Here is a 24,332-nt window from a genome sequence, read left to right on the forward strand (position 1 = left end):
GGAGTGATGTCATGCGTGTTCGGCGGATCGTCGACCTGACCCACATCGTCTCCCCGGCCATCCAGGTCTATCCCGGGGATCCGGCACCGACGTTCACACCGCACGCCACCGTCGAGACCGACGGATTCGACCTGATGCGCATCGACATGGGATCGCAGACCGGCACCCACGTCGACGCGCCGCGACACGTGCGCAGCGGCGGCGCCGCCATCGACGCGGTACCGCCGGAGAACTTCGTGGGACGCGGAGTGGTGCTCGACGTGCGCGCCCGCGTCGGCGCCGGTGCGCTCGTCACCGCCGACATGTGGGGTGGGCCTGCGATCGGCTCCGGCGACATCGCGCTGGTCCTCACCGGCTGGTCGCGGTATTTCGGCACCGACCGCTATTTCGAGCATCCGGCCCTGAGCGTCGACGCGTGCCGGTGGTTGCTCGACCGCGGCGTCCGCACGGTCGGAATCGACGCGCCGAGCGTGGATCCCACGGGCGACGAGACGCTCGCAGCGCACCACGTGCTCGCCGACGCGGGGGCGATCATCTGCGAGAACCTGCGCAATCTCGACGCGATCGACTTCGCGGATCCGCTCGTGTCCTTGCTGCCGATCCCGTTCGCGGGCGTCGACGGGGCCCCGGTGAGGGCGGTCGCGATGCAGATCGAGAAGTGACCGTCCCGCACCCGGGAGGTCGAGAACCGTCCGCAGAGAACCGGCCCGGCTATCGGCCGAGTGCCGTCGTGAGCGAGGACAAGTGGTCGCGGGTGACGGCGGCGGCGGTCACCCCGTCACGGTCCGCGATGGCGTCGTAGATGCGTCGGTGGGTATCGTGGTCGGCGTCGTCCCCGTGGGTGCCGCCCGTGCGGAGCATTTCGATCATGGCGTGACGGTTACGGGGTGTGAAGCCGTCGAACAGGTCGAGAAGGATCGGGTTGTGTGCGGCGACCACGATGGTGCGGTGGAAGACGATGTCGGTGTCGACGTGTTCCTCGATGGCCGTGCGATGGGTTTCGCGTTCCCGCAGTGACTTCTTCAATGCCCGCAGTTCGGCGGGGGTGCGGCGCGCGGCGGCAAGGGCCGAGGCCTCGACCTCGACGGCGATGCGGGCCTCGATCACGGCGAGGATGTCGGCGCGCGCGACCGTGCGCGTCCAGTCCTCGGGTGCGTCGAGAGCGGTGACGAACACGCCGGCGCCCTGCCGGGTGGTCAGGATGCCGCGTCCGGCGAGCTGACGGATCGCTTCGCGGACGGTGGAGCGGCCGACGCCGAGCTGCGGAGCCAGCGTCGTCTCGCCGGGCAGCTTGGCGCCGAGCGGCCATTCTCCGGATCGGATGCGTTCGAGGAGCAGTTCGGCGGCCTGGTCGGCGAGAGGCTCGCGGCGGACGACGGTCATGGTTCCATCATCGCAGAGTCGCCTACTTCTCTACTTGTCCGAGGAGTTATGTTAGCCTTCGGGACATGCGCTCCTTCGCGTTCCTTCTCCTTCGCCGCCACGGCGGGGCCTAGCCGGACCGGCTCCCCGTCGTGGAGTCGAACACGCGCCGGTCCCTCGTAACGACGATCGACGAAGGACTTCTCCTATGAGCACCAGCACGTTCCCGCGAATCTTCACTCCTGCCGGTCCGGTTCCTGCCGACGCCCCCGTCTGGAACAGGCAGCGGCACTCCGCCATGCCCTCACATCGCTACCGCGATGTGTACTCTCGCGTGGAGGTTCCACTGGCGCAACGGAACTGGCCCACACAACGTCTGACCGCGGCCCCACTGTGGGTGCCGGTGGACCTGCGCGACGGTAACCAGGCACTGGCCGAACCGATGGATCCCGGCCGCAAACGCCGCTTCTTCGAGCTGATGGTCGCGATGGGATACAAGGAGATCGAGGTCGGTTATCCGTCCGCCTCGCAGACCGACTTCGACTTCGTGCGCCTGATCGTCGAGACCGACATCGCGCCGCCGGACGTCACCATCGTGGTGTTCACCCCGGCACGTCGCGACCTCATCGAGCGGACTGTGGAATCCGTCCGGGGTGTCCGCAACGAGGTCGTCGTCCACATGTACACCGCGACCGCTCCCACCTGGCGCGAGGTCGTCCTCGACCGCGACCGTACCGCGCTGACGGAACTGATCGTCGCCGGTGGCCGCGACGTCCTGGAACTGGCCGGCGACCTGCCGAACGTGCGGTTCGAGTTCTCACCCGAGGTCTTCAACTTCACCGAACCCGACTACGCGCTCGAGGTGTGCGACGCGATCACCGAGTTGTGGGACGCGACCCCCGAACGGCCGGTGATCGTGAATCTTCCGGCCACCGTCGAGATCGCGACCCCGAACGTCTATGCCGATCAGATCGAGTACATGCACACCAACCTCGCGCGACGCGACGCGGTGATCCTGTCCGTGCACCCGCACAACGATCGCGGCACAGGTATCGCGTGCGCCGAACTCGCCGTCCTCGCCGGGGCGCAGCGGGTCGAAGGGTGCGTGTTCGGCAACGGGGAACGCACCGGCAACGTCGACATTGCGACACTCGCACTGAACCTCCACGCACAGGGCATCGATCCGATGATCGATTTCTCCGACATCGACGAGATCCGCCGCACCGTCGAATACTGCAATCGCATCGAGATCCACCCGAGGCACCCGTATGTCGGCGACCTGGTGCACACCGCCTTCAGCGGCACTCATCAGGACGCGATCAGGAAAGGGTTCGCCGAGCACCGGGCACGCGCCGTCGCCGAGGGCCGTCCCGAGTCCGAGATCGATTGGCGAGTACCATATCTGCCGATCGATCCCGCCGACATAGGACGTACCTACGACGCGGTGATCCGTGTCAATTCGCAATCCGGTAAGGGCGGGGTCGCCTACCTGCTCGAGAGCGAATACGGCATCGAAATTCCGCGTCGGCTCCAGATCGACTTCACGCGCCACGTGCAAGACCACACCGACACCAGCGGCGGGGAGGTCACTGCGACCGAACTGTGGGAGATCTTCGACACCGCATATCTCGCACGGCCGGACGTCCCGGGTGCACCGGTGCTGCGCGCCTTCGACGTGACCGACGCGGGCACCACGATCATGCTGGGTGTCGGCGGCACCGAACACCGCAGTGTCCACGAGGGCGTGGGTCCCGTCGAAGCATCGACCGACGCTCTCGCCCGTCTCGGCATCGATATCGAGGTGCTCGGCCTCCATCAGAGCAGCGTCGGCACCGACGCACTCACCCTGATCGAATTCCGCAGCGGCGACGACACACGGTGGGCAGCGGGGCGTCACAGCTCCGTGCTCACCGCGAGCCTGCACGCGGTCGTCCGTGCTGCCGCCTGCATCCCGAGGCCACTCAGGACAGCTGGGTCACCACGATCCGTGTGACGCCGTAGAAGGCGGTACCCGCCGTGACGATCGCGAACAGCGCGATCCATACGGCCGCCGGAACGCGGGTCAGTCCGCGCAACTGGTCGGCGTCCGAACCCCGGCCACGACCGCGCGAATGGGTGCGGGCGAGTTCGAGGACCGGGCGGGTCGCGCCGAGGAGCAAGACCCATGTGATCAGGTACGCCGCGGTGTACCGGACGATCGGGTCCCCGAGATAGGCGGCCGCACCGACGAGCGCACCCGCGATCACCACCGAGACGAATCCGTACAGATTGCGGATCAGCAGCAACAGGACGGCGAGCGCGGCGAGGATCGACCACAGCACCGCGGCGGGCCGATCCAGGGTCAGCAGCGTCGCCGCCGCGAATCCCAGCACGGCCGGACCGGTGTACCCGGCGAAGGTGGTCGCGACCATGCCGGGGCCTCGCGGGTTGCCGGACGACACCATCACCCCCGAGGTGTCGCTGTGCAGACGGATGCCCGACAGCTTTCGGCCCACGAGCGCCGCGACCAGCGCGTGCGACCCCTCGTGCGCCTGCGTGACGACATGGCGGGTCTTCAGCCACAGCGGCCGAACGGTGACGAGCACGAGTGCGACGATCGCCGTTCCGACGACGACCACCGTCGGAGCGGGCTGGTCGACGGTCGACACGGCCTGCCAGGCGGAGGACACGACCTCCGTGAACGATGTGGACACAGATCACCTTCCTCCGGGCCGGGCGCCGAGACTTCCGGCCCGGCGATAGCCTGATGAGCATGCCCGACCGTCGTACCCTCGAGATCCGCGCGGGTATCAAGGACTCCTGGGCCGTCGGGCTGGGACTGATCCCGCTGGGGCTCGCGTTCGGTGTGGTTCTCACCCAGGGCGGGTTCGAATGGTGGTGGGCGCCGATCTTCTCCACCGTCATCTACGCGGGGTCGATGGAGTTCCTCGCGATCGGTCTGATCGCGGCGGTCACGCCGCTCGCCTCGGTCGCCGCGGCGACGCTGCTGGTGAACTTCCGGCACGTCTTCTACGGCCTGTCGTTCCCGCTGCACCGCATCCGCAGCCGGCTCGGGCGTCTCTACGGCGTCTATGCGCTCACCGACGAGTCGTACGCGATCGTCGCCCCCAAGGCACGTGAGCCGCTCTCGGGTACCCGCATCCTCACGGTCCAGGTGCTCTGCCAGCTGATGTGGGTCGTGTCGGGCACGATCGGCGCGTTGATCGGGGCAGTGCTCCCCGACGGGCTCGCCGGACTCGAGTTTGCCCTCACGGCACTGTTCGCGGTGCTTGCGATCGATGCCTTCCGCGCCAACCGCGACGTGCCGGCGCCGGTGCTCGCGCTGGTCTGCGGTCTCGTCGCATTGCTGGTCGCGAAAAGCCAGATGCTCGTCGTCGGGCTCGGGTTGTTCGTGGTGTGCCTGTTCGTGCGTTTCGTCTACCGGAACAAGGTGGCCCGTGCCTGAGTCGGTGCCCAGCGCCGGATATGTCCTCGGCGCTCTGGCGGTGATGTTCGTCGTGACGGTCGCGTTGCGCGCGGCGCCGTTCCTCGCGTTGTCGGCGCTGAAGAACTCCGCCTTCGTCGATTTCCTGGGCCGTACGATGCCCGCGGGCGTCATGGTGATCCTGGTGATGTACACACTGCGTGACGTGGGGGAGTCGACCTGGCTACCCGCGACCGTCGGTCTCGCGGGCACGATCGCGGTGCATCTGTGGCGACGCAACGCCGCGCTGAGCACCGTTGTCGGGACGGGTCTCTATCTCGTCGCGTCGGCGTTCTGGACCTGAGCCGGCGCGGCGACGGTCTCCTCGCGCTCGACGGCGTTCTCGGCACCGGGGCGACGATGGCGCGCGGCGACCATCGCGGCGACGAAGACTGCGATCGCGGCCAGGCACTGCGAGGTCCCGAGGACTTCGAGGAGCAACTGCTCGACCCAGCCGCCGGAGGACGCCTCACGCAGCAGGTGGTTGGGTCCGATGAGGAAGACCACGGTGGCGGGCCCCAGCACGGGCCACCAGCGGCGGTAGGCCGGCGCGACGAGCAGCGGCACGAGGAACAGCGCGTACACCCAGTGGTGGGTGACGGCGATCGGAGCGGCGAGCAGCGACGCCAGGCCCACCAGGGCCACCGCGACCACGGGCTCGTCGGCACGCAGGAAGCGGTAGGCGGCCCACGCGGTACCGGCCACGACGACCAGGGCACCGGCCAGCCACAGCGCCTTGGCGGTGCCGTCGGAGAAGTCGAAACGGGCGATGAGACCGGTGAGCGCCTGGTTGCGGAAGAACGACGGGTCGCCGGCGCGGTCGGTCGCGAAGAACTCCGTGGTCCAGAAGTAGACGGTCGAATCGGGGCGCAGCCAGTAGCCGAACGCGACGGTCGCGGCAAAGGCGCTCAGCGCGCGGAATGCCGACGGCCAGTCGCGGCGCAGCAGGAAGATCAGGCCGAAGGCGGCCGGGGTCACCTTGATGGCGGCGGCCAGCGCGATGCCGACACCGCGGAAGCGCTTCGGGATCACACCGAGCAGGTCGGCGACCACCAGTGCCATGAGCACGATGTTGATCTGGCCGAACGTGAAGTTGGAGCGGAACGGCTCGAGCCACAGCACCGGTCCGAGCGACGCGGCTGCGATCAGGCTCGGCTGCGACATGTCGAGTCGCTGGTAGACGACCTCGAGCACCCACCACACGAGAGCGATGAGTCCGATCGTCCACAACACCTGCAGGGCGGTGCTGCCCACCAACGCCATCGGGGCGAAGAGGAACGCCGCGAAGGGTGGGTAGATGAACCGGAAACCGGAATGGCTGAAGAACCCCTCGGTGTACAGCGGGGTGTGGTGCAGGAAGGCCCAGCCGGCATCGCGGAAGACGTCGAGATCCATGAGGTACTCGTTCAGCGCGTCGCGCAGGTATCCCGCGACTGCCAGCGCCGAGACCGTCAGACCGATGGCGATCAACAAGGATCGAACAGGTCGGGTACGGACTTCGGTCAACAGCACGGGCGGTACCTCCCGGTAGGAAACAGGTGCGTCGCCACGTTACACAATCGTTGTCTTCGGGATCAGGCGACGAGAATATCGCCTCCCCAACCGTTTTGGTCGGGAAATCCGTTTCGCGAACTTGGGGAGTGAGGCGGATCACGTTGCGGAAGGATCTCGACCGGCCGGACGTGAGGGGAGTATTCGTCTTTCTAGCTCCACAGCTAGAAAGACGAATACTCCGGTAGCGGAGTCAGGCGACGCCGCTGATCTCGTTCGGGGTGTGCGGCAGTTCGGCAGAGCGGATCTCACCCGAGGTCACGTCCACCGCGTACAGGGAATCGGTGGCGGGATCGGTGACGAACGCCGTATCGCCCCGCACCTCGAGTGCGGGCCGAGGTGCCTGCCACTCGTCGGGCTCGGTCCACGGCTCGAGCACCTCGATCCGCCGGACGATCTCGCCGGAGTCGGGATCGATCACGTGGAGGTTGCCGTCGGTGCCGAGAACGAGTGCTTCCCCTGCCGGTCCGCGACCGAGGGAGCGGAAGGTGTAACTCGTACCGAGGTCGACGAGACGCACCGACGCCGTGCGGGTGTCCACGAGCGCGACGCGCTCGGGACGCTCGAGCTCGGCGTCGGGATCGGTCTTGTAGTCGCCGAGGACGACGGGCGAGTCCTCGCTGCCGGCCTGGTTCCCGATCCGGCCGTAGGGGTCGGGTACCGGCGCCTTCGTGAACGTTCCGTCGCGGAAGATCACCATGCCGTCCTCGCATCCGAAGGCGACGACCCCGTCGGCCGCGACCGTCTCACCGTGCACACCCGGGCACTGTTCGGTGCGCGTGATCTCGGTGCCGTTCTCGTCGAGCAGCGCCACACCGGTCCGATCCTCGGAATCGCCGAGGGTGACGAGCATGCCGCCGTCGGGCATCGGGACGGCCACGCCGTGGTGGGCCTCGGGGAGCGCGCGACTGTCGAGATCCGGCAGGTCGGTCGCCGAGGCGAGATCGGCAGGGTCGAACACGTCGATGCGTCCGGTGCCGTCGTCGAACAGGGCGGTGACCCCGGCGTGCGGCACGACGTGTCCGGGCTTCTCGGCGGCGAACGTCAGGTCGGTGAGCGTGGGTGCGCCGGCGTAGTGGTGACCGTGGTCGCCGTGGGCTTCCGTCCAGCTGCCGGTGTCGAGCACGCGGAATCCGCCTTCGGTGGAGATCAGCACGTGGCGTCCGTCGCCGGCAGGGGAGAGGCGGTTGAAACCGTCGAGTGCGAAGTCGTCGACGACGGTGAGTTCTTCTTCCTCGACGACGAGGACGCCGCCGTCGTAGGTCAGGGCGAGGCGCGGCTGCGCCGTCGCCACTTCGGAAGCGGCGGCGGAGGTCGTCGTCTCGGGGGTGTCGGCCGCAGTGGTGTCGGCCTCGGTCGTACCGCCGCAGGCGGCGGCGAAGGTCGCAGCGACGACGGTGAGGGCGGCGCCGCCGTAGCGGGAGAGCGTTGTCATGGGGAAAGAAATAGCCACTATCGAAAATGAATGTCAAAGTCTGAAATGCGCATGCGTGCATGTCGCTCCGGGCGGCCGAGGTTGCAGTTGTTGTCGAGAAATCGCCGAAATGTCGACAACAACTGCGGTTTCGAGCTCGGACATACGCGAATACGGCCGTCTACGACACGCACTAGATGAGCTCAGAATCCGATGAGTTCGCCGTTAGCATCGACGGATGGATCCTGTCCGCAACCCGTACGCCCCGGGCGCGGGACAGCGCCCGCCCGAGCTCGCCGGCCGCGAGAAGCAACTCACCGCGTTCGAGGTGGTCCTCGAACGGATCGCCCGGGAACGACCCGAACGCAGCGTCGTCCTCACCGGCCTCCGCGGTGTCGGCAAGACCGTCCTTCTCAACCATCTGCGCTCCGCCGCCATCGCGAAGAGCTGGGGCACCGGCAAGATCGAGGCCCGTCCCGATCAAGGACTGCGACGCCCCCTGTCGTCGGCGCTGCACATGGCGGTCCGCGAGATCGCCGCCGCGCATCCGGACCCGGAATCGGTGGAGTACTTCCTCGGGGTGCTCAAGTCGTTCGCGCTGCGGGCTACCGCCGACAAGGGCATGCGCGAACGCTGGCAACCCGGCATCGATGCTCCGGCCGTGAAAGGGCGGGCCGACTCGGGCGACATCGAGATCGACCTCGTCGAACTGCTTGTCGACGCAGCAGGACTCGCACGCGACGTGGGCGTGGGCATCGCGTTGTTCATCGACGAGATGCAGGACCTCGGCTCCGACGACGTCTCAGCGATCTGCGGGGCCTGCCACGAGCTGAGCCAGGACGCCGCGCCGCTCATCGTCGTCGGGGCCGGTCTGCCGCACCTGCCCGCGGTGCTGTCGGCGTCGAAGTCCTACTCCGAGCGGCTGTTCACCTACCACCGCATCGACCGGCTCGACCGTGCGGCAGCGGATCTCGCGCTCATCGCGCCTGCGGCACGAGAGGACGTCGAGTTCACGCAGGACGCCCTCGACCTGCTGTACGAAACCGCCGACGGCTACCCGTATTTCGTGCAGGCCTATGGTAAGACGACCTGGGACGTCGCAGCGGATTCGCCGATCACCGCCGACGACGTGCGGGTCGCGGCACCGACTGCGGAAGAGGAACTCGCCGTCGGCTTCTTCGGCTCCCGCTACGAACGGGCGACCCCCGCCGAACGCGAATACATGCGGGCCATGGCGGATCTGGCGGGCGACGACGGGCCTGTCGCGACCTCGAAGATCGCCGTCGAACTCGGACGGAAGCCTGCCTCCCTGTCACCTGCGCGCGACGGATTGATCAAGAAGGGCCTGATCTATTCCGCCGAGCGCGGGTTCATCGGGTTCACCGTTCCGCACTTCGGGCGGTACCTGCGCGCCCAGAACGACTGACCCGGCCGGGGTGATCGAAAGTTCAGTCGACCCACTCGACGGTCTCGTCGAGCGACGCGCGATTCGTGCGACACGCATTGGCCGGGTGCGCCTCGTCGGCGTAACCGAACGAGATGGCGCAGACGATGTCGCGGTCGTCGCCGATGTTCAGTTCGCGTCGCAGCGCGGTGGCCGTCATCGCGACGGCGGCCTGCGGGACGGCGGCGATGCCGAGCGACTCGGCGGCGAGCAGCAGGGTCGAGACGTAGCCACCGCAGTCGACGGCGCCGTACACGCCGAGGGCCTTGTCGGAGGTGATGATCGCGACGTGCGGTGCGCCGAAGAAGCGGTAGTTCTCGAGCATCTGCTCGGTGCGGCGCTGGTAGTCGTCGCGGGCGATGCCCAGCGCGTTGTACAGGGCGTAGCCGGCGCCGCGGCGACGCTCGGCATAGACGCCGCGGTATTCGGCGGGTCCCGGGATGTCGGGATCCATGTTCCCCGAGGTGGCCTGCGCGTAGACGGCGTCGCGCAGGCGGTTGGTGGCGTCGCCGCTGACGATGTGCACTTGCCAGGGTTGGGAGTTGCACCAGGACGCGGTGCGCTGACCCATCTGCAGCATGCGTTCGATGTCCTCGCGCGGGACCTGTTTCGTCAGGAAGGCGCGGCAGCTGAAACGGGTGTCGAGCAGGGACGACAGCGCGTCGGCGGCAGAAGTCATGTCACCACGATGGCACATCACTTCACCGAGCGTTCGTTCAGCCGGTCGGGAGCACACGACAGGCGACTATTCGGCTTTCTACGATCCGTCCGAGAAAGCGGTAGAGAAGGTCAGACGATGTCCCTCTCGTCGCCGGGTGTGACCCGGCGCAGCCCCCGATAGGCATCGGTGGGGGTGCTCTTCCCGGTCACCACGGCCGCGACCTCGGCGGCGATCGGCATCTCCACCCCGTACTCGCGGGCGAGTTCCATGACCGTCGGCGCGGTCTTCACCCCTTCGGCGACCTGCCCCAGCGCCTCGACGGCCTCGTCGATGCTGAGCCCGCGCGCCAGCGCCTCACCGACCCGGCGGTTCCGCGACGACGGACTCGTGCACGTCGCGATGAGATCACCCATCCCCGTGAGGCCCGCGAACGTGCGCGGATCCGCACCCATGGCCTCACCGAGACGCGTCATCTCCGCCAGCCCACGGGCGAGGACCATCGCGCGGGTGTTGTCGCCGACGCTGAGCCCTTCGGCCATGCCGGCCGCGATCGCCACGATGTTCTTGAGGATCCCGCCCAGTTCGCAGCCGAGCACGTCGGTATTGCGATAGACGCGGAACAACGACGTGGCGAACAGCGGTTGCAGCGCCGCACTCACCGCTTCGTCCTGCATCGCGACCACCGACGCGGCGGCCATGCCGTCGGCGATCTCCCCGGCGATGTTCGGACCCGCGAGCAGCCCGACGGGGTGCCCCGGAAGGCATTCGGCGATCACCTCGGTGGGCCGCAGGCGGGTGCCCGGCTCGAGGCCCTTCACGAGCGAGACGACCGGAACCCACGCGCGGATCTCGTCGACGACCTGCTCGAGTGTCTTGCGCACTGCATGCGACGGCACACCGATCACCAGGACGTCGGCTTCGCGGGCGGCCTCTTCGAGATCGGAGGTCGCGCGCAGGCCCTGCGGCAGTGGCCGTTCGCCGAGATATCGACGGTTGCGGTGCTCGGTGTCGATCTCACGCGCGATGTCGTCGTTGCGGGCCCACAACGTCGTCGGGGTGTTGCGTGCGGCCAACGACGCGATCGTGGTTCCCCACGATCCCGATCCGAGAACGACGACGCGAACCGCACGAGCCATCGGTGACCTTTCGTCCGTACGGGCAGGTATCGACAGAGTGTCAGTTTTCCGGTCCCGGCGGGTCCGGTTTGTGGTCCCGGGATCCTCGCGGGGCGGATGTGCTGTGGAGGCGCACGACGACAGGATCGAGGCGGCGCATCGTGGCACGATCGGACCCGTGCCCGGTAAACCCGTCACCGATCAGCGTCTGCGCGACCTCGCGTTGCTGCGCCGCGTCCGCGACCGCATCGACCGCGAGCACGCCCAGCCCCTCGACGTCGAGGCCCTCGCCCGCGGCGTGAACATGTCGGCCGGCCATCTCAGCCGCCAGTTCAGGCTCGCGTACGGCGAGTCGCCCTATTCGTATCTCATGACCCGGCGCATCGAGCGGGCCATGACGTTGCTGCGACGCGGCGACCTCACCGTCACCGAGGTGTGCTTCGAGGTGGGCTGTTCGTCGCTCGGCACCTTCAGTACCCGGTTCACGGAACTCGTCGGCGTGCCCCCGAGCGTGTACCGCAAGCAGGCGTCCGAGGAGACGAACGGCATCCCGTCGTGCGTGGCGAAGAATGTCACCAGACCGATCAGGAATCGAGAAGCGCGGACGGGTCCGCCGGTCATACCGTGATCGGCATGGACATCACCATTCACCAGACATTCCTTCCGCACACCGATCCCGAGGCGTCCCTCGCGTTCTACCGCGACACCCTCGGCTTCGAGGTCCTCAACGACGTCGGTTACGCCGGGAAACGTTGGATCACCCTCGGCCGCGGCGACACTCCCGGCACGTCCCTGGTGCTGTACCCGCCGGACGCCGACCCCGGCATCACGGAGGAGGAGAACGCCACCATCGCCGAGATGATGGCCAAGGGCACCTTCGCATCGATCATCCTCGCGACGAAGGATCTCGACGGGACGTTCGAGCAGCTGCAGGCCGGCGACACCGAGATCGTCCAGGAACCCACCGACCAGCCGTACGGCGTCCGCGACTGCGCTCTCCGCGACCCCGCGGGAAACATGGTCCGCATCCAGCAGTTGCGCTGACCGATCCCACGATCGGCCTTACTCTCCGATCGTCGCACCCGTTCCGCCCCGCATCCGTACGACCACTGGAGTCTTCGAACATGACCTCGACGAAGGACACACCGGCACATGCAGCGCACGTCGCCGACACCCACGATGCGATCCGGGTCCACGGAGCGCGCGTGAACAATCTCCGCGACATCAGCGTGGAGATCCCCAAGCGGCGATTGACGGTGTTCACCGGTGTCTCCGGCTCGGGCAAGAGTTCGCTGGTGTTCAGCACGATCGCCGCCGAGTCGCAGCGCCTGATCAACGAGACGTACAGCGCGTTCGTGCAGGGATTCATGCCGACCCTGGCCCGCCCGGACGTCGACGTGCTCGACGGCATCACCGCGGCGATCATCGTCGGCCAGGAACGGATGGGATCGAATCCGCGCTCGACAGTGGGCACCGCCACCGATGCCAACGCGATGCTTCGCATCCTGTTCAGCCGGGTTGCGGAGCCGCACATCGGTCCGCCCAACGCCTACTCGTTCAACGTGCCGTCGGTGCGGGCCAGTGGTGCGGTGACGGTGGAGAGGGGCGCGGGGAAGACCCAGGCCGAGAAGGTGACCTTCAACCGGCTCGGCGGCATGTGCCCGCGATGCGAGGGCAAGGGCAACATCTCCGATTTCGACCTGACCGTGCTCTACGACGACGGTCTCTCCCTCAACGAGGGCGCCCTGAAGATCCCCGGCTACAGCATGGACGGCTGGTACGGCCGGATCTACCGCGGCTGCGGCTTCTTCGATCCCGACAAGCCGATCGCGAAGTTCACCAAGCGGCAACTCCACGACCTGCTCTACAAGGAACCCACCAAGATCAAGGTGGAGGGCGTCAACGTCACCTTCGAGGGCCTGATCCCGAAGATCCAGAAGTCGTTCCTGTCCAAGGATCTCGACGCGATGCAACCGCACATCCGTGCGTTCGTCGAGAAGGCCGTCGTCTTCTCCACATGCCCGGACTGTGAAGGGACGCGTCTCGCCCCCGAGGCGCGGTCGTCGAAGATCGACGGCAGGAGCATCGCGGATGTGTGCGCGATGCAGATCAGCGATCTCGCCGAATGGGTGCGCGGACTGGATCTTCCGCAGGTTGCCCCGCTGCTGAAAAACCTTTGTCATCTGCTCGACTCCTTCGCGGACATCGGGCTGGGATATCTGTCGCTGGATCGTCCCACCGGCACCCTGTCCGGCGGAGAATCGCAGCGCATCAAGATGATCCGCCATCTCGGATCGTCGCTGACCGATATCACCTACGTCTTCGACGAACCGACGATCGGCATGCACCCGCACGACATCGCGCGGATGAACAACCTGCTCCTGCAACTGCGCGACAAGGGCAACACCGTGCTCGTCGTCGAACACAAACCCGAGGCCATCGCGATCGCCGACCACATCGTCGATCTCGGCCCGCGCGCCGGCACCGAGGGCGGACAGGTGGTCTTCGAGGGCACCGTCGACGAACTGCGGCGTGCCGACACCCTGACCGGTCGTCACCTCGACGACCGGGCGTCGCTGAAACCGACGGTGCGCACCCCGAGCGGAGCCCTGAAGGTCCGCGGCGCAGACACGCACAACCTGCAGAACGTCGACGTCGATATCCCGCTCGGCGTGCTCGTCGTGGTGACCGGCGTGGCCGGATCGGGCAAGAGTTCGCTGATCCACGGTTCGGTGGCCGACGGCGACGGCGTGGTCACGATCGACCAGAGCCCCATCAAGGGCTCGCGTCGCAGCAACCCCGCGACCTACACGGGTCTTCTCGAACCGATCCGCAAGGCGTTCGCGAAGGCCAACGGTGTCAAGCCGGCCCTGTTCAGTTCCAACTCCGAGGGCGCCTGCCCGACCTGCAACGGCGCCGGTGTCGTCTACACCGACCTCGGGGTGATGGCCACCGTCGAATCGGTTTGCGAGGACTGCGAGGGCAAGCGCTTCCAGACCGCCGTGCTCGACTACACCCTGGCGGGGAAGAACATCGCCGAGGTGCTCGCCATGTCCGTCGCGCAGGCCCAGGAGTACTTCGCCGACGGCGAGGCACGCACCCCGGCGGCGTCGAAGATCCTGCAGCGACTGTCCGACGTCGGCCTCGGCTATCTGCGGCTCGGCCAGCCCCTGACCACCCTGTCGGGCGGTGAGCGGCAGCGGCTCAAGCTCGCCACCGCGATGGCCGAGAAGGGGGAGACCTACATCCTCGACGAACCCACCACGGGCCTGCACCTCGCCGACGTCGAACAGCTGCTCGGTCTGCTCGACCGGCTCGTCGAGTCCGGCAAGTCGGTGATCGTCATCGAACACCACCAGGCCGTGATGGCCTACGCCGACTGGATCATCGACCTCGGTCCCGGCGCCGGCCACGACGGTGGACGCATCGTCTTCGAGGGCACCCCCAGCGAACTCGTGGAGGAGCGGTCGACGCTCACCGGCGAGCATCTCTCCGAGTACGTCGGGGTCGGGGTCAGCGGCTGAAGTCCGGACGCTCCATCAGCCACGACACGGCCACACCCGCGACGAGCCCCCAGAACGCCGCGCCGATGTTCCAGACGGTGATGTTCGAGGCGGTGACCACGAACGCGACGAGCGCACCCATGGTGTGCTTGCTCGCGAACCCGGCCACGAAGGCGCCCTGCAACGCTTTGAGCATCGCCAGGCCGCCGAGAGTCGCGACGAACGAGGCGGGCGCGGCGATCATCCACCGGACGAACAGCGGCGCGAACAGTCCGAAGACGATCGCCAGCGTCCCGCATGTGATCGCCGCGGTGTACTGACGGGACCGTTCGCCCGACGACACGAGCAGCGCGTTGGTCGGTCCGGTCAGACAGGTCGACACGGCGCCGACGCACGCGGCAAGGAAGGACCACAGTCCGCACGCGATCGCCGAGACGTTGACGGGCGGATTGTGCCCGGCCGAGCGCAGCACCGCGATGCCTTGCCCGTTCTGCACGACCAGCACGGTGATCGCGAGCGGCACGACGAGTTCGAGGATCGCCGACCACGTGAACTGCGGGGCGGTGAACACCGGTGCGGCGAAGACCGCGCTGTCGGTCCCGGACGGTGAGAACCGGTCCGACAGCGCGACCGCGCCCACCCCGGCGAGCAGGGCGCCGAGGATGGGAGGCATCCACTTACCGAGGACTGCAACGGAACTGAGCAGGAGGAAGACGATCACCATCGGTGCGGCGATGGCGACGTCGGAACCGAGCGCCGAAACCAGATCGATGCCGAACTTCAGGAACACCCCCGCGACCATCGCCATGACGATGGGCATCGGCAACGCTTCCATCACTCGGCGCACCAGTCCCGAGGCCCCCAGCACCGTCACGAGGGCCGCTGTCACGAAGAATGCGCCGACCACCTCCGCCCAGCTCAGGTGGGTGAGCGACCCGCCGACCAGCACGGTGCCGGGGATGGTCCAGAAGAACCCGAGCGGTTGCCGGTAGGCGACGCTCATCACGATGGTGAGCAGCCCGTTGAGGGCGAACACCCCGAAGATCCACGACGCCAACTGCGGTGCGCTCAGCCCGCCCGCGGCGCCGGCGGCGAGGATCACGGCGACCGGTCCGGTGCACGAGAAGACGAGCCCGATCAAGCCGTTCGCGGCGTATCGTGGGCCGAGATCCCGGAGTATCCCGCGCGGTCCGACGACGGGACGCACGGGGCGTTCGAACAGATCGGTCTCGGCGGTGGGGCGATCGTCCACGGCGGTCAATGGTCAACCTCGATCCTGTTGTCGGAATTTCGCGGCGAGCTCGCTGCGCGAGCGGATGCCGAACTTCGAGTACACGCGGGTCAGGTGGTACTGCACGGTCTTGACGGACAGGAACAGCTCACCGGCGACTTCCTTGTTGGTGCGGCCCGACGCGACGAGTGTGGCCACGGCGCGTTCCTGTGGAGTGAGGGTCGTGAAATCCGAACGCGGGGTCTCGGTCTCGCCGTCGCCGGTACGAAGACCACCGGCCTTGAGTTCCCGGTCGCAACGTTCCACGTACGAGACGGCGCCGAGCGACGCGTACAGCTCACGGGCGGTGCGGATCACCGCGTCGGCGTCGCGGCGACGCCCCGCGCGGCGCATCGTCTGGCCGTACGCGAAGTTGATGCGTGCACGGTCGTAGGGCAGTGGCAGCGTGTCGATCTCGTCGAGTGCGTGTTCGAAAGCGTCGCGGGCGGCGTCGATGTCGCCGCGGGCTCCGAGGATGCGACCGCGCACGTAACCGAGGCGGGCCTTGGCGGAGCGGTGACCGCGTTCGGCGGCGAGTTCCTCGTGCGGCCGCAGGAATTCGTCCGCTTCGTCGACGCGTCCGGTGATCACGAGGGCGTTGCCGTAGAGATCCGGCCACGGCCAGTGGCCGGGTTCGTCGACGGCGCCCCGCTCGCGCATGGTGACGATCGGTTCCAGATAGCGCAACACGCTCGTGTAGTCGGAGACGACCTCGGCGCACTGCGCCAGACACAGGCAGGCCGGTACGAGCATGAGCGGGTAGTCGTTGTTCCCGGCGCGGGCACGGTGGGCGTGTTCCCGTGCCGCGGTCCAGTTCCCGCGCAGCGCCTGGACCTGGGCGCCGGTCCAGTGGACGAGCGGTCGGAGCAGATCGAGTTGTGTCGCGTCGAGCTGCGCCGCCGCGCGATCGACGGTGCGCAGCGCGTCGGACCACGCACCGAGCGCGAATTGTGTTCGCGCGAGCCAGGCCTGCGCCCACAGCGAGATGCGCAGCGACCCGCCGCGGAAGATGGTCGGTTCGGCCGCCTCGAGTTCGGTCCGGGCGAGATCGGGCCGGTCGAGCACCAATGCGAGCCACCCCTCGGCCATGCGGATGCGCTGGCTCTGCGCTCCGAGCCGGATGACGTCGGACAGAGCCGAATACGACTCGACGGCCTCATCGACGCGACCGGTCATCGCCAGCCCGAGTCCGCGGATGGCCCGGGACTCGACGACGGGTGGAGCCGTCTCGGGGAGGGTGTCCGCGGCACGATCGGCCCACAGGACAAGATCGTCGCCGCGCAGCCGTGCCAACGAATGCAACACCATGCGTTGCGAAATCGTCGCGGCGAGTTCGGGTTCGGATTCCGGATCGTCGAGCATCGACCACGCTTCGGTGAGAAGGTGGTGCGCTTCCGCGGCCCGCCCCCGCTGGATCGCGAGATAGCCGAGCACGGCGTTGCGCATCGGTCCGCTCGGCACGCTCTCGATCTCGGGGACGAACGTCTGGGCCTGGGGCAGGTCGGCCGCACCGGTCAGTGCGTCGACACCGCGGATCATCCTGCGGGTCCGTAGTTCTCGGTCGAGAGTGATACGGCTCGCGGTGATGAGCGCTTCGGCCGCTTGGGACCAGGCGCCGTCGGCGGCGCATCGCCGGGCGTAAGCGTCGAGGTCGGCGGCGAGTTCCTCGTTTCCGGTCGGTGTCGCGGACACCAGGTGGAACAACCGGGCGCCCTCGTCGTCGACGAGCGAAGCGGCCCGCGCGTGCAGGCTGTGCCAGCGGGCCGGGCCGATCTCGTCGGCCACGGCGGCGCGGGTCATGGGATCGGGGAACGACAACGACACCACGCCACGCTGTTCACGCATCGTGAGCAGACCGAGCCGGTGGGCCTCGTCGAGCGGCCCGGTCGTGTCGCCGACCTCGGCGAGTTCGGCGACGAGCGCGAGGGATTCGGTGGCTCCCCGTGTCGCGGCGGTGTCCAGGACGGCGACCGATTCGACGAGCGCGCGCGTGTCCGGTGAACACCGGGCAAGGATGCGACCCACTTTCCCCGCGTGTTGTCTCGGTGCTGGGAAACGCGCCTGCCAGCGGTGCCATTCGTCGCGAGGGATCTCGTCGAGAAGCTGCAGGATCGAGCGGGTGTTCCCGAGCGTGTGTTCCTGCAGGCGACGCGCCGTCCACGCGGACAGGTCGACGCCGATGCGATGCAGTGCGAGTTGCGCGACATCCGGGGGCGCCAGCGCGCCGACGTGGAGGGTGTCCACGCGGTGGCTGTTCGAGAGGAGGTCGGCGGTCGCCGGGGCGACATCGTCGGGAAGCACGTCGGGCACGATCCAGATCATGAGCAGGGGACGTCCGTGCGCTCGCCTCAGCGACGACGACAGCGACTGCAACGACTCGGCATCCGCGTAGTGCGCATCGTCGACGACGATCACCGTCGCGTCGTCGATCCGGTCGAGGAGCGTGCGTGCCGCCTCCACCGGGTCGCCCGCCGTGACGGTGTCACCGAGCAGCTGTTCGAGCACGGACCACGGATGGCCGGCTTCCCAGCGGGCCCCGGTCGCGTCGTGTACGGCGAGGTCGTCGTGGCGAGCGACGAAATGCGAAACGAGGGAGGATTTTCCGACGCCGGACGCCCCCTCGACGAGGACCAGCGAGGGGACACCCGCGCGGGCTTCGTCGAGGAGGCGTTCGAGTTGCAACAACTCGGAGTTCCGGCCGATCAGCACAACGTTGTCCGTCACACATCCACGGTAGTCGGCACGGGGCGATCGGAACTGCGGACCGGCGAGACGGACTGGACCGGGCGGGGCACGAACCACGTGACCAGACCACCGGCGAGCGCGATACCCGCGAAGATGTAGAAGTTCACGTTGTTCGCGAAGCCCGCGCCGATGAGAAGACCTCCGATGACCGGGCCGACGATGCCGCCCAGGCGGCCGAAGCCGGCGCACCACGCCACACCCGCGGCGCGGGCGGGGGTGTCGTAGTAGTTGGACACGAACCCGTAGATGAGCACCTGGGTGCCGATCGTGCCCGTACCGGCGATCGCGACGGCGGTGAGCAGCACCGGCAGCGGGAAACCGAGCGTGAGCAGCACGAGGGCCACGGCCGCGAGGAAGAAGGTGGTGACGATGACGGACTGCGGTCCGCGGCCGTCGGCGACCTTCGAGGCGAGCAGGCCGCCGAGGATGGCGCCGCCGTTGAGGACGAGGAGGAAGGCGAGCGAGCCGTTGGCGTTGTAACCGGCGTCGGCCATGATCTTCGGCAGCCAGGTGTTGAGGCCGTAGGTGAGCAGCAGACCGGCGAAGCTCATCATGCCGAGCAGTCCCGTACCGAGGGCGTACTTGCGGGTCGCGAGTGCCGCGAAACCGATCTTCTCGGTGGAAGCGACAGGTGCTGCGGACGGCAGCGGGAAACCGAACTTCTCGCACACACGCTGCGCCTCGTCGGAGCGTCCCCGCGACTGCAGCCAGGCGGGCGACTCGGGAAGCTTCATCAGTGCCAGCGGGAGCAGGATGAGCAGCGGCAACGCGCCGATGAGGAACAGTCCGCGCCAGCCGATCGCGTCGCGCAGCAGGATCGCGAGCAGCGAGGCCATCACACCGCCGGCGGGGACACCGCTGTAGACGATGGCGTTGAACAGGTTGCGCTTGCCGGGCGGAGCGAACTCGGCGACCACGGCTCCGGCGGTGGCGACGAGACCGCCGACGCCGATGCCGGTGAAGAAGCGGAGCGCGCCGAACATCGTGATGCTCGTGGAGAAGGCCGCCGCACCCATGCCGACGGAGAACCAGACGATGTTGATCAACATCATCTTCCGGCGGCCGACGCGGTCACCGAACGCACCGGTCAGCAGCGCGCCGACCATGACGCCGATGAGCGCGTAGGAGCCGAGGGCACCACCCTGCTGGGCAGAGATCTCCCCGAGCTGGGTCGGATCGGCCATCAGGGTCGGAAGGACGGTGCCGTACACGACGAGGTCGTAGCCGTCGAAGATGATCGCGAGGGTGGCGAGCGCGACGATCCAGATGACGCTGCGCCGATGTTGTGGACTGGCCCAGGTCTGCGTGGCGTGGGGCATGCGTTGCTCCGGTCTGTGGGTGGAGTCACAAGAGGATTCGGGGAGAAAAGTGGCCTCACCGGGGGGGACTGGCGCCTCCGGTGAGGCCGAGCGAGGGGCGGTCAGCCCAGATCGCCGCCGGCGACGGGAAGAACCGTGCCGGTGATGTAGGAGGCCTCCTCGGAGGCCAGGAAACAGATCGCGGCGGCCTGCTCGTCGAGCGTGCCGTACCGCTTGAGCAGGGAGGAATCGACGGTCTGGTCCACGATCTGCTGGTACCAGGCCTTCTCCTGCTCGGACTGCGGCGACGGACCGCGCGCGATCCGCCGCTCGGGAGCGACGGTGCCGCCCGGGGCGGTCGCCACCACGCGGACCCCGTAGGGGGCGAGTTCGAGGGCGAGCGACGCGGTGATCGCGTTGACCCCACCCTTCGCCGCCGAATACGGCACGCGGTTGACGCCGCGGGTCGCGACCGACGAGACGTTCACGATCGTGCCGGCGCGTCGCTCGATCAGATGGGGAGCGGCGGCGCGACACGTCCACAGAGTGGGGAACAGCGACCGCCGGATCTCCTTCTCGATCTCCTCCGGCGCATAGTGCTCGTACGGCTTGGCCCAGATCGTGCCGCCGACGACGTTGATCAGCACGTCGATGCGGCCGGTGGTGCGGACGGCGTGGGAGATCGCCTTCTCCGCGCCCTCGAAGGTCTCGAGATCCGCCGTCACCGAATGCGCCTTGCCGCCCGCCTCGCGCAGCTGCTCGGCCACCTCGTAGACGAGATCCGCGCGGTCGACGAGCACGACCTCACCGCCCTCGGCGGCGATGCGGGTCGCCACCGTGAGACCGATGCCCTGCGCGGCGCCGGTGATCGTCAGGCACCGTCCGTCGAACCGGCCCGGGAAGATCTTCGTTTCGATCATGAGGAGACACCTGCTGGGGCACCGCTGGCGATGGCGCGACGCATCGTCTCCTTGGCGTGCTGCGAGTGGACGACGATCAGGTCGCGCGCGGCGGCCTTGTCGCCCTTCTCGAACGCCTCGACGAGCTGCAGGTGCTCGTCGACGATGTGCTCCTCGATCCACTGCGCGTCGCGCAGGACCTGCTTCATCAACCGGGTGACCTCGAGCTTGTTGTAGGCCTCGAGCAGCACCGGGTTGGTGCAGCAGCGGAAGAGGAACTCGTGGAAGGCCGCATTGGTGTCGGTGAACGCCGCGGCGTCGGTGAAGTGGTCGCCTTCGACCGACGCGCCGGACGCCTCGGCGAGGATGCGGAACTCGACGAGCTGCTCCGGCGTGAGCCGGCCGATCGTGAGTTCGACGACCCCGAGTTCGAGGGCCATGCGGGCGTCGAACTGCTCGTCCGATTCGGCGACGGGCGGATGCTCCTCGCCGATCTCGTAATTGCCGGGCTCGGGGTTCTCGAGCACCACCGGACGACCGGTCTCGGCGGCAGCCTTCTCCGCCGCGGCCTTCTCGGCGTCGGTGGCAGCGGGTGCGGTTGCCCCACCCGGGGTGGCCGAGGTGTTGAACTTCTCGAAGTAGAAGTTCGTCGGCTCGATACCGTTCTCGGACAGGTGGTTACGCACCGCCTCCACCATGGGCGGCGGACCGCACAGGTAAATGTCCACATCACCGTCGTTGAGGTGCGACGGCTCGAACAGACCCGTCACGTATCCCTTGTTCGGGGCGGACGACGCTTCGTCGGCGACGCAGTAGTCGAACGTGAAGTTCGGCAGCCGCTTCGTGTACTCCTCGAGCGCGTCGAGTTCGACGAGATCGTGATCGAAGGTGACACCGTAGATCAGGTGCACCGGCTGGTCCGAGCCGTCGGCCTCGATCTTCGACAGGATCGACAGCAGCGGCGCCAGGCCGGTACCGCCGGCGAGCAGCAGCGACGGACGCTTGCGCTCGCGCAGGAAGAAGCTGCCGAATGGGCCGGTGAACTCCAGGGTATCGCCGACCTGCGCGCGGTCGCGCAGGTACTCGGACATCAGACCGTCCTCGGTGATCTTCACGAGGAACGCGAGCGAATTCTCGTGCGGGCCGGTGCTGAACGAGTACGAGCGGGTCGCCGGCTTACCGGTGCCGTCCTCGCTGCCGGGCACGCCGATGTTGACGTACTGACCGGGCAGGAACACCAGATCGTCACGGTTGTCGATCTCGACGGTGAACCCGACGACGCTCTCGGAGTAACGGCGCAGATCTGTGATGGTCGCGCTGTACGAGGCGGCCGCGGTCTTCGCGACATCGGAGGTGCTCGCGATCTGCACCACCAGATCGGATTCCGGCATCATCTGGCACGGCAGGCAGTAACCCTGCTCGGCCTCTTCGTCGGTGAGGGCGTCCTCGATGTAGTCGCCGCCGTCGTAGCTGCCCGATTCGCAGAAGGCCTTGCAGGTTCCGCACGCGCCGTCGCGGCAGTCGAGCGGAATGTTGATGCGTGCCTTGTACGAGGCGTCGGCGACGGTCTCGTTCGGGTTGACCTTGATGAAGCGGGTGACCCCGTCCTCGAAGCTCAATGCCACCTGGTAAGCCATGGCACGTGCCTCCTTTCGTGATCGGGGTGGAACTAGACGACGTAGACGTCGACGATGTGGTGGATGTAGTCGTTCTTCAGGACGATCTTCTTCTTCTTGATCACCGGCTGTGCGCCCGAGACATCGAGGGTGAGGAAGGTGGTCCCGAAGTAGGTGTCGGTGGTGTTGTAGCGGAAGTACAACGAGAACCAGTTGTGCCGCAGGTCGATTTCGGTGCCGCGACGCTCGAGGATCTCGACGTTGGTGATGTTGTGTCCCGTGCGGGGTTCGGGCAGCGAGGTCGCCGACGAACGGTCGGTGCGGATGCGGAACACCCGGTCCTCGAGGCCGCCGCGATTCGGGTAGTAGATCAGCGAGATCTCGGTCTGCGGGTTCTCGGTGAGAGCACCGTCGTCGTCCCAGGCCGGCATCCAGTACTCGGCATCGGGGTGGTAGCACTCGAGCCACTGCTCGAACTCGCGGTCGTCGAGCAGTCGGGCCTCACGGTAGAGGAACTGTTCGATGTCGGTCTGCGTGAATTCGTGTACGGCAGTCATGATTCCGGTTCCTCTCAGAGCGCGGACGGGTCGGCGGCGGAACTCTCGGCGGCGATGGCCTCGCGCATCGCTTCGAGCCAGTAGCCGTGCTGGATCGGGTACAGGCCTTCGTCCTCGGTCTTCACACCGCTCGACAGCACCTTCGTCATGCCGAGATCCTGAGCGACCTCGTCGGGTCCGTTGAGGATGTGGGTTGCACCGCGGCTCATGTCGTTCCAGGGCGCAGCCGATGCGAGGTAGGTCTTCTGGCAGGAGCGGAACTCCTCGAGATCATCCGGGGTGGCCATGCCGGTCGCGTTGAAGAAGTCCTCGTACTGACGGATCCGGTTGGCGCGGGACTCGGCGCTCTCACCCTTCGGTGCGATGCAGTAGATCGTCACCTCGGTCTTGTCCACGGAGATCGGGCGGAAGTGCCGAATCTGCGAGGAGAACTGGTCCATGATGTACACGTTCGGGTACAGGCACAGGTTGCGCGACGCGCCGACCATGAACTCGGCCTTCTTCTCGCCGAACTCCTTCGCGAGTTCGTCCTTGCGCGGGTACAGCGGACGGTCCTCGGGGTTGCCCCACCACATCCACAGCAACAGGTGGCCGTGGTCGAACGAGTAGTAGCCGCCGCCCTGCTTGCCCCAGGTGCCGGCGTCCATCGCCTTGGTCTCGTTGCTGGACTCACCGGCAGTGCGGCGCGCGGTGGTCGCGGCATAGTTCCAGTGGGTGGCCGAGACGTGGTAACCGTCGGCGCCGTTCTCGGCTTGCAGCTTCCAGTTGCCGTCGTAGGTATAGGTGGACGAACCGCGCAGCACCTCGAGGCCCTCGGGGGACTGGTCGACGAGCATGTCGATCATCTTCGTGGTGTCACCGAGGTGGTCCTCGAGCGACTTGACGTCGGGATTCAGGCTGCCGAACAGGAAACCGCGGTAGCTCTCGAAACGAGCGACCTTCCGCAGGTCGTGGCTGCCGTCGGTGTTGAACTGCTCGGGATAGCCGGCGTCGCGGGGATCCTTGACCTTCAGCAGCTTTCCGTTGTTGCGGAACGTCCAGCCGTGGAAGGGGCACGTGAAGGTGGTGCGGTTGTCGGTCTTGCGACGGCACAGCATCGCACCGCGGTGGCTGCACGCGTTGATCAGGCAGTGCAGCTCGCCTTCCTTGTCGCGGCTGATGACGACGGGCTGGCGGCCGATATACGTGGTGAAGTAATCACCGACGTTCGGGACCTGGCTCTCGTGGGCGAGGTACACCCAGTTGCCCTCGAAGATGTGCTTCATCTCGAGTTCGAAGATCTCCTCGTCGGTGAAGACGTCACGGCGGATCTGGTACCGCCCGGTGCTCGGGTCTTCGACGAGTGCGCCGTCGAGGCGAGTGCGCACGTGCTCCACGATGTCGGTCATGGGATCCTCCAGGTATCGGCTTCGTTCCCGGGACGGACGGGGCGGT

21 protein-coding genes are annotated in these 24,332 nt (G+C 67.5%); 8 read left to right on the plus strand and 13 right to left on the minus strand.

Going from position 1 to position 24,332, the window contains the following annotated elements:
• Positions 1 to 11 precede the first annotated feature (11 nt).
• Positions 12 to 662 carry a cyclase family protein gene (locus K3M35_RS22365; protein ID WP_006553136.1) on the plus strand — a complete coding sequence of 217 codons (651 nt, stop codon included), beginning with the start codon at positions 12 to 14 and terminating at the stop codon, positions 660 to 662.
• 49 nt (positions 663 to 711) lie between these two features.
• On the opposite strand, the gene K3M35_RS22370 is transcribed toward K3M35_RS22365, so the two are convergent.
• Positions 712 to 1,383, minus strand: a complete 672-nt coding sequence (locus tag K3M35_RS22370; RefSeq protein WP_220666992.1) for a FadR/GntR family transcriptional regulator — start codon at positions 1,381 to 1,383, stop codon at positions 712 to 714.
• Between the two features lie 187 nt (positions 1,384 to 1,570).
• On the opposite strand from K3M35_RS22370, the gene K3M35_RS22375 reads away from it, so the two are divergent.
• The gene (locus K3M35_RS22375) at positions 1,571 to 3,355 is read left to right on the plus strand and encodes a 2-isopropylmalate synthase (RefSeq protein ID WP_259444363.1); all 1,785 of its coding nucleotides are present in this window, start codon (positions 1,571 to 1,573) and stop codon (positions 3,353 to 3,355) included.
• On the opposite strand, the gene K3M35_RS22380 is transcribed toward K3M35_RS22375, so the two are convergent.
• The gene (locus K3M35_RS22380; protein WP_006553139.1) at positions 3,324 to 4,055 is read right to left on the minus strand and encodes a M50 family metallopeptidase; all 732 of its coding nucleotides are present in this window, start codon (positions 4,053 to 4,055) and stop codon (positions 3,324 to 3,326) included. The two genes, K3M35_RS22375 and K3M35_RS22380, sit on opposite strands and share 32 nt — an antisense overlap.
• A gap of 53 nt (positions 4,056 to 4,108) precedes the next feature.
• Here K3M35_RS22380 and K3M35_RS22385 point away from each other — a divergent pair, with 53 nt between their 5' ends.
• Both K3M35_RS22385 and K3M35_RS22390 read left to right on the plus strand, forming a co-directional pair.
• A complete protein-coding gene (locus tag K3M35_RS22385) occupies positions 4,109 to 4,807 on the plus strand; it encodes an AzlC family ABC transporter permease (RefSeq protein ID WP_006553140.1) in 699 nt (232 codons plus the stop codon).
• Positions 4,800 to 5,129, plus strand: a complete 330-nt coding sequence (locus K3M35_RS22390; RefSeq protein ID WP_006553141.1) for a branched-chain amino acid transporter permease — start codon at positions 4,800 to 4,802, stop codon at positions 5,127 to 5,129. The genes K3M35_RS22385 and K3M35_RS22390 overlap by 8 nt, the downstream gene beginning before the upstream one ends.
• On the opposite strand, the gene K3M35_RS22395 is transcribed toward K3M35_RS22390, so the two are convergent.
• Positions 5,099 to 6,337 carry a glycosyltransferase 87 family protein gene (locus K3M35_RS22395; RefSeq protein WP_006553142.1) on the minus strand — a complete coding sequence of 413 codons (1,239 nt, stop codon included), beginning with the start codon at positions 6,335 to 6,337 and terminating at the stop codon, positions 5,099 to 5,101. The genes K3M35_RS22390 and K3M35_RS22395 overlap by 31 nt on opposite strands.
• A gap of 232 nt (positions 6,338 to 6,569) precedes the next feature.
• Positions 6,570 to 7,811 carry a zinc metallochaperone AztD gene (gene aztD, locus K3M35_RS22400; protein WP_019288836.1) on the minus strand — a complete coding sequence of 414 codons (1,242 nt, stop codon included), beginning with the start codon at positions 7,809 to 7,811 and terminating at the stop codon, positions 6,570 to 6,572.
• A 217-nt stretch (positions 7,812 to 8,028) separates the two neighbouring features.
• On the opposite strand from aztD, the gene K3M35_RS22405 reads away from it, so the two are divergent.
• On the plus strand, positions 8,029 to 9,216 hold the full coding sequence (locus K3M35_RS22405) for an ATP-binding protein (RefSeq protein ID WP_006553144.1): 1,188 nt from the start codon (positions 8,029 to 8,031) through the stop codon (positions 9,214 to 9,216).
• Between the two features lie 22 nt (positions 9,217 to 9,238).
• On the opposite strand, the gene K3M35_RS22410 is transcribed toward K3M35_RS22405, so the two are convergent.
• Positions 9,239 to 9,913 (minus strand): nitroreductase, encoded by a 675-nt coding sequence (locus tag K3M35_RS22410; protein ID WP_019288835.1) that lies wholly within the window; start codon positions 9,911 to 9,913, stop codon positions 9,239 to 9,241.
• 110 nt (positions 9,914 to 10,023) lie between these two features.
• Positions 10,024 to 11,031 (minus strand): NAD(P)H-dependent glycerol-3-phosphate dehydrogenase, encoded by a 1,008-nt coding sequence (locus K3M35_RS22415; protein ID WP_006553146.1) that lies wholly within the window; start codon positions 11,029 to 11,031, stop codon positions 10,024 to 10,026.
• 157 nt (positions 11,032 to 11,188) lie between these two features.
• Between K3M35_RS22415 and K3M35_RS22420 the strand changes: the two genes are divergently transcribed.
• The 3 genes from K3M35_RS22420 to K3M35_RS22430 all read left to right on the plus strand — a co-directional run bounded on the left by K3M35_RS22420 (position 11,189) and on the right by K3M35_RS22430 (position 14,534).
• Positions 11,189 to 11,638, plus strand: a complete 450-nt coding sequence (locus K3M35_RS22420) for a helix-turn-helix transcriptional regulator (RefSeq protein ID WP_039958298.1) — start codon at positions 11,189 to 11,191, stop codon at positions 11,636 to 11,638.
• Between the two features lie 5 nt (positions 11,639 to 11,643).
• Positions 11,644 to 12,054 (plus strand): VOC family protein, encoded by a 411-nt coding sequence (locus tag K3M35_RS22425; protein ID WP_006553148.1) that lies wholly within the window; start codon positions 11,644 to 11,646, stop codon positions 12,052 to 12,054.
• 80 nt (positions 12,055 to 12,134) lie between these two features.
• A complete protein-coding gene (locus tag K3M35_RS22430) occupies positions 12,135 to 14,534 on the plus strand; it encodes an excinuclease ABC subunit UvrA (protein WP_220666993.1) in 2,400 nt (799 codons plus the stop codon).
• Here K3M35_RS22430 and K3M35_RS22435 read toward each other — a convergent pair.
• From K3M35_RS22435 to benA, 7 genes are all read right to left on the minus strand, one after another.
• The gene (locus K3M35_RS22435) at positions 14,524 to 15,765 is read right to left on the minus strand and encodes a benzoate/H(+) symporter BenE family transporter (RefSeq protein WP_024102367.1); all 1,242 of its coding nucleotides are present in this window, start codon (positions 15,763 to 15,765) and stop codon (positions 14,524 to 14,526) included. The genes K3M35_RS22430 and K3M35_RS22435 overlap by 11 nt on opposite strands.
• 12 nt (positions 15,766 to 15,777) lie before the next feature.
• The gene (locus tag K3M35_RS22440) at positions 15,778 to 18,507 is read right to left on the minus strand and encodes a LuxR family transcriptional regulator (RefSeq protein WP_220666994.1); all 2,730 of its coding nucleotides are present in this window, start codon (positions 18,505 to 18,507) and stop codon (positions 15,778 to 15,780) included.
• On the minus strand, positions 18,504 to 19,847 hold the full coding sequence (locus K3M35_RS22445; RefSeq protein WP_019288830.1) for an aromatic acid/H+ symport family MFS transporter: 1,344 nt from the start codon (positions 19,845 to 19,847) through the stop codon (positions 18,504 to 18,506). Before K3M35_RS22445 ends, K3M35_RS22440 begins: the two co-directional genes overlap by 4 nt.
• Before the next feature lie 101 nt (positions 19,848 to 19,948).
• The gene (gene benD / locus K3M35_RS22450; RefSeq protein WP_064061920.1) at positions 19,949 to 20,746 is read right to left on the minus strand and encodes a benzoate diol dehydrogenase BenD; all 798 of its coding nucleotides are present in this window, start codon (positions 20,744 to 20,746) and stop codon (positions 19,949 to 19,951) included.
• Positions 20,743 to 22,362 carry a benzoate 1,2-dioxygenase electron transfer component BenC gene (gene benC, locus K3M35_RS22455; protein ID WP_064061919.1) on the minus strand — a complete coding sequence of 540 codons (1,620 nt, stop codon included), beginning with the start codon at positions 22,360 to 22,362 and terminating at the stop codon, positions 20,743 to 20,745. Before benC ends, benD begins: the two co-directional genes overlap by 4 nt.
• A 32-nt stretch (positions 22,363 to 22,394) precedes the next feature.
• Complete coding sequence (gene benB / locus K3M35_RS22460) at positions 22,395 to 22,898, minus strand: benzoate 1,2-dioxygenase small subunit (RefSeq protein ID WP_006553155.1); 504 nt, start codon at positions 22,896 to 22,898, stop codon at positions 22,395 to 22,397.
• A 14-nt stretch (positions 22,899 to 22,912) separates the two neighbouring features.
• Positions 22,913 to 24,286 carry a benzoate 1,2-dioxygenase large subunit gene (gene benA, locus K3M35_RS22465; RefSeq protein WP_006553156.1) on the minus strand — a complete coding sequence of 458 codons (1,374 nt, stop codon included), beginning with the start codon at positions 24,284 to 24,286 and terminating at the stop codon, positions 22,913 to 22,915.
• Positions 24,287 to 24,332 lie beyond the last annotated feature (46 nt).

Source organism: Rhodococcus sp. DMU2021 (assembly GCF_019641445.1).
Taxonomy (GTDB): Bacteria; Actinomycetota; Actinomycetes; order Mycobacteriales; family Mycobacteriaceae; genus Rhodococcus; species Rhodococcus pyridinivorans.

Coding starts and splice junctions, on each gene's coding strand:
- K3M35_RS22415 (WP_006553146.1), bottom strand. CDS start 11,031: ATGGCTCGTGCGGTTCGCGTCGTCGTTCTCGGATCGGGATCGTGGGGA.
- K3M35_RS22445 (WP_019288830.1), bottom strand. CDS start 19,847: ATGCCCCACGCCACGCAGACCTGGGCCAGTCCACAACATCGGCGCAGC.
- benB (WP_006553155.1), bottom strand. CDS start 22,898: ATGACTGCCGTACACGAATTCACGCAGACCGACATCGAACAGTTCCTC.
- benC (WP_064061919.1), bottom strand. CDS start 22,362: ATGGCTTACCAGGTGGCATTGAGCTTCGAGGACGGGGTCACCCGCTTC.
- benD (WP_064061920.1), bottom strand. CDS start 20,746: ATGATCGAAACGAAGATCTTCCCGGGCCGGTTCGACGGACGGTGCCTG.
- benA (WP_006553156.1), bottom strand. CDS start 24,286: ATGACCGACATCGTGGAGCACGTGCGCACTCGCCTCGACGGCGCACTC.
- aztD (WP_019288836.1), bottom strand. CDS start 7,811: ATGACAACGCTCTCCCGCTACGGCGGCGCCGCCCTCACCGTCGTCGCT.
- K3M35_RS22425 (WP_006553148.1), top strand. CDS start 11,644: ATGGACATCACCATTCACCAGACATTCCTTCCGCACACCGATCCCGAG.
- K3M35_RS22385 (WP_006553140.1), top strand. CDS start 4,109: ATGAGCATGCCCGACCGTCGTACCCTCGAGATCCGCGCGGGTATCAAG.
- K3M35_RS22375 (WP_259444363.1), top strand. CDS start 1,571: ATGAGCACCAGCACGTTCCCGCGAATCTTCACTCCTGCCGGTCCGGTT.
- K3M35_RS22370 (WP_220666992.1), bottom strand. CDS start 1,383: ATGACCGTCGTCCGCCGCGAGCCTCTCGCCGACCAGGCCGCCGAACTG.
- K3M35_RS22430 (WP_220666993.1), top strand. CDS start 12,135: ATGACCTCGACGAAGGACACACCGGCACATGCAGCGCACGTCGCCGAC.
- K3M35_RS22365 (WP_006553136.1), top strand. CDS start 12: ATGCGTGTTCGGCGGATCGTCGACCTGACCCACATCGTCTCCCCGGCC.
- K3M35_RS22410 (WP_019288835.1), bottom strand. CDS start 9,913: ATGACTTCTGCCGCCGACGCGCTGTCGTCCCTGCTCGACACCCGTTTC.
- K3M35_RS22405 (WP_006553144.1), top strand. CDS start 8,029: ATGGATCCTGTCCGCAACCCGTACGCCCCGGGCGCGGGACAGCGCCCG.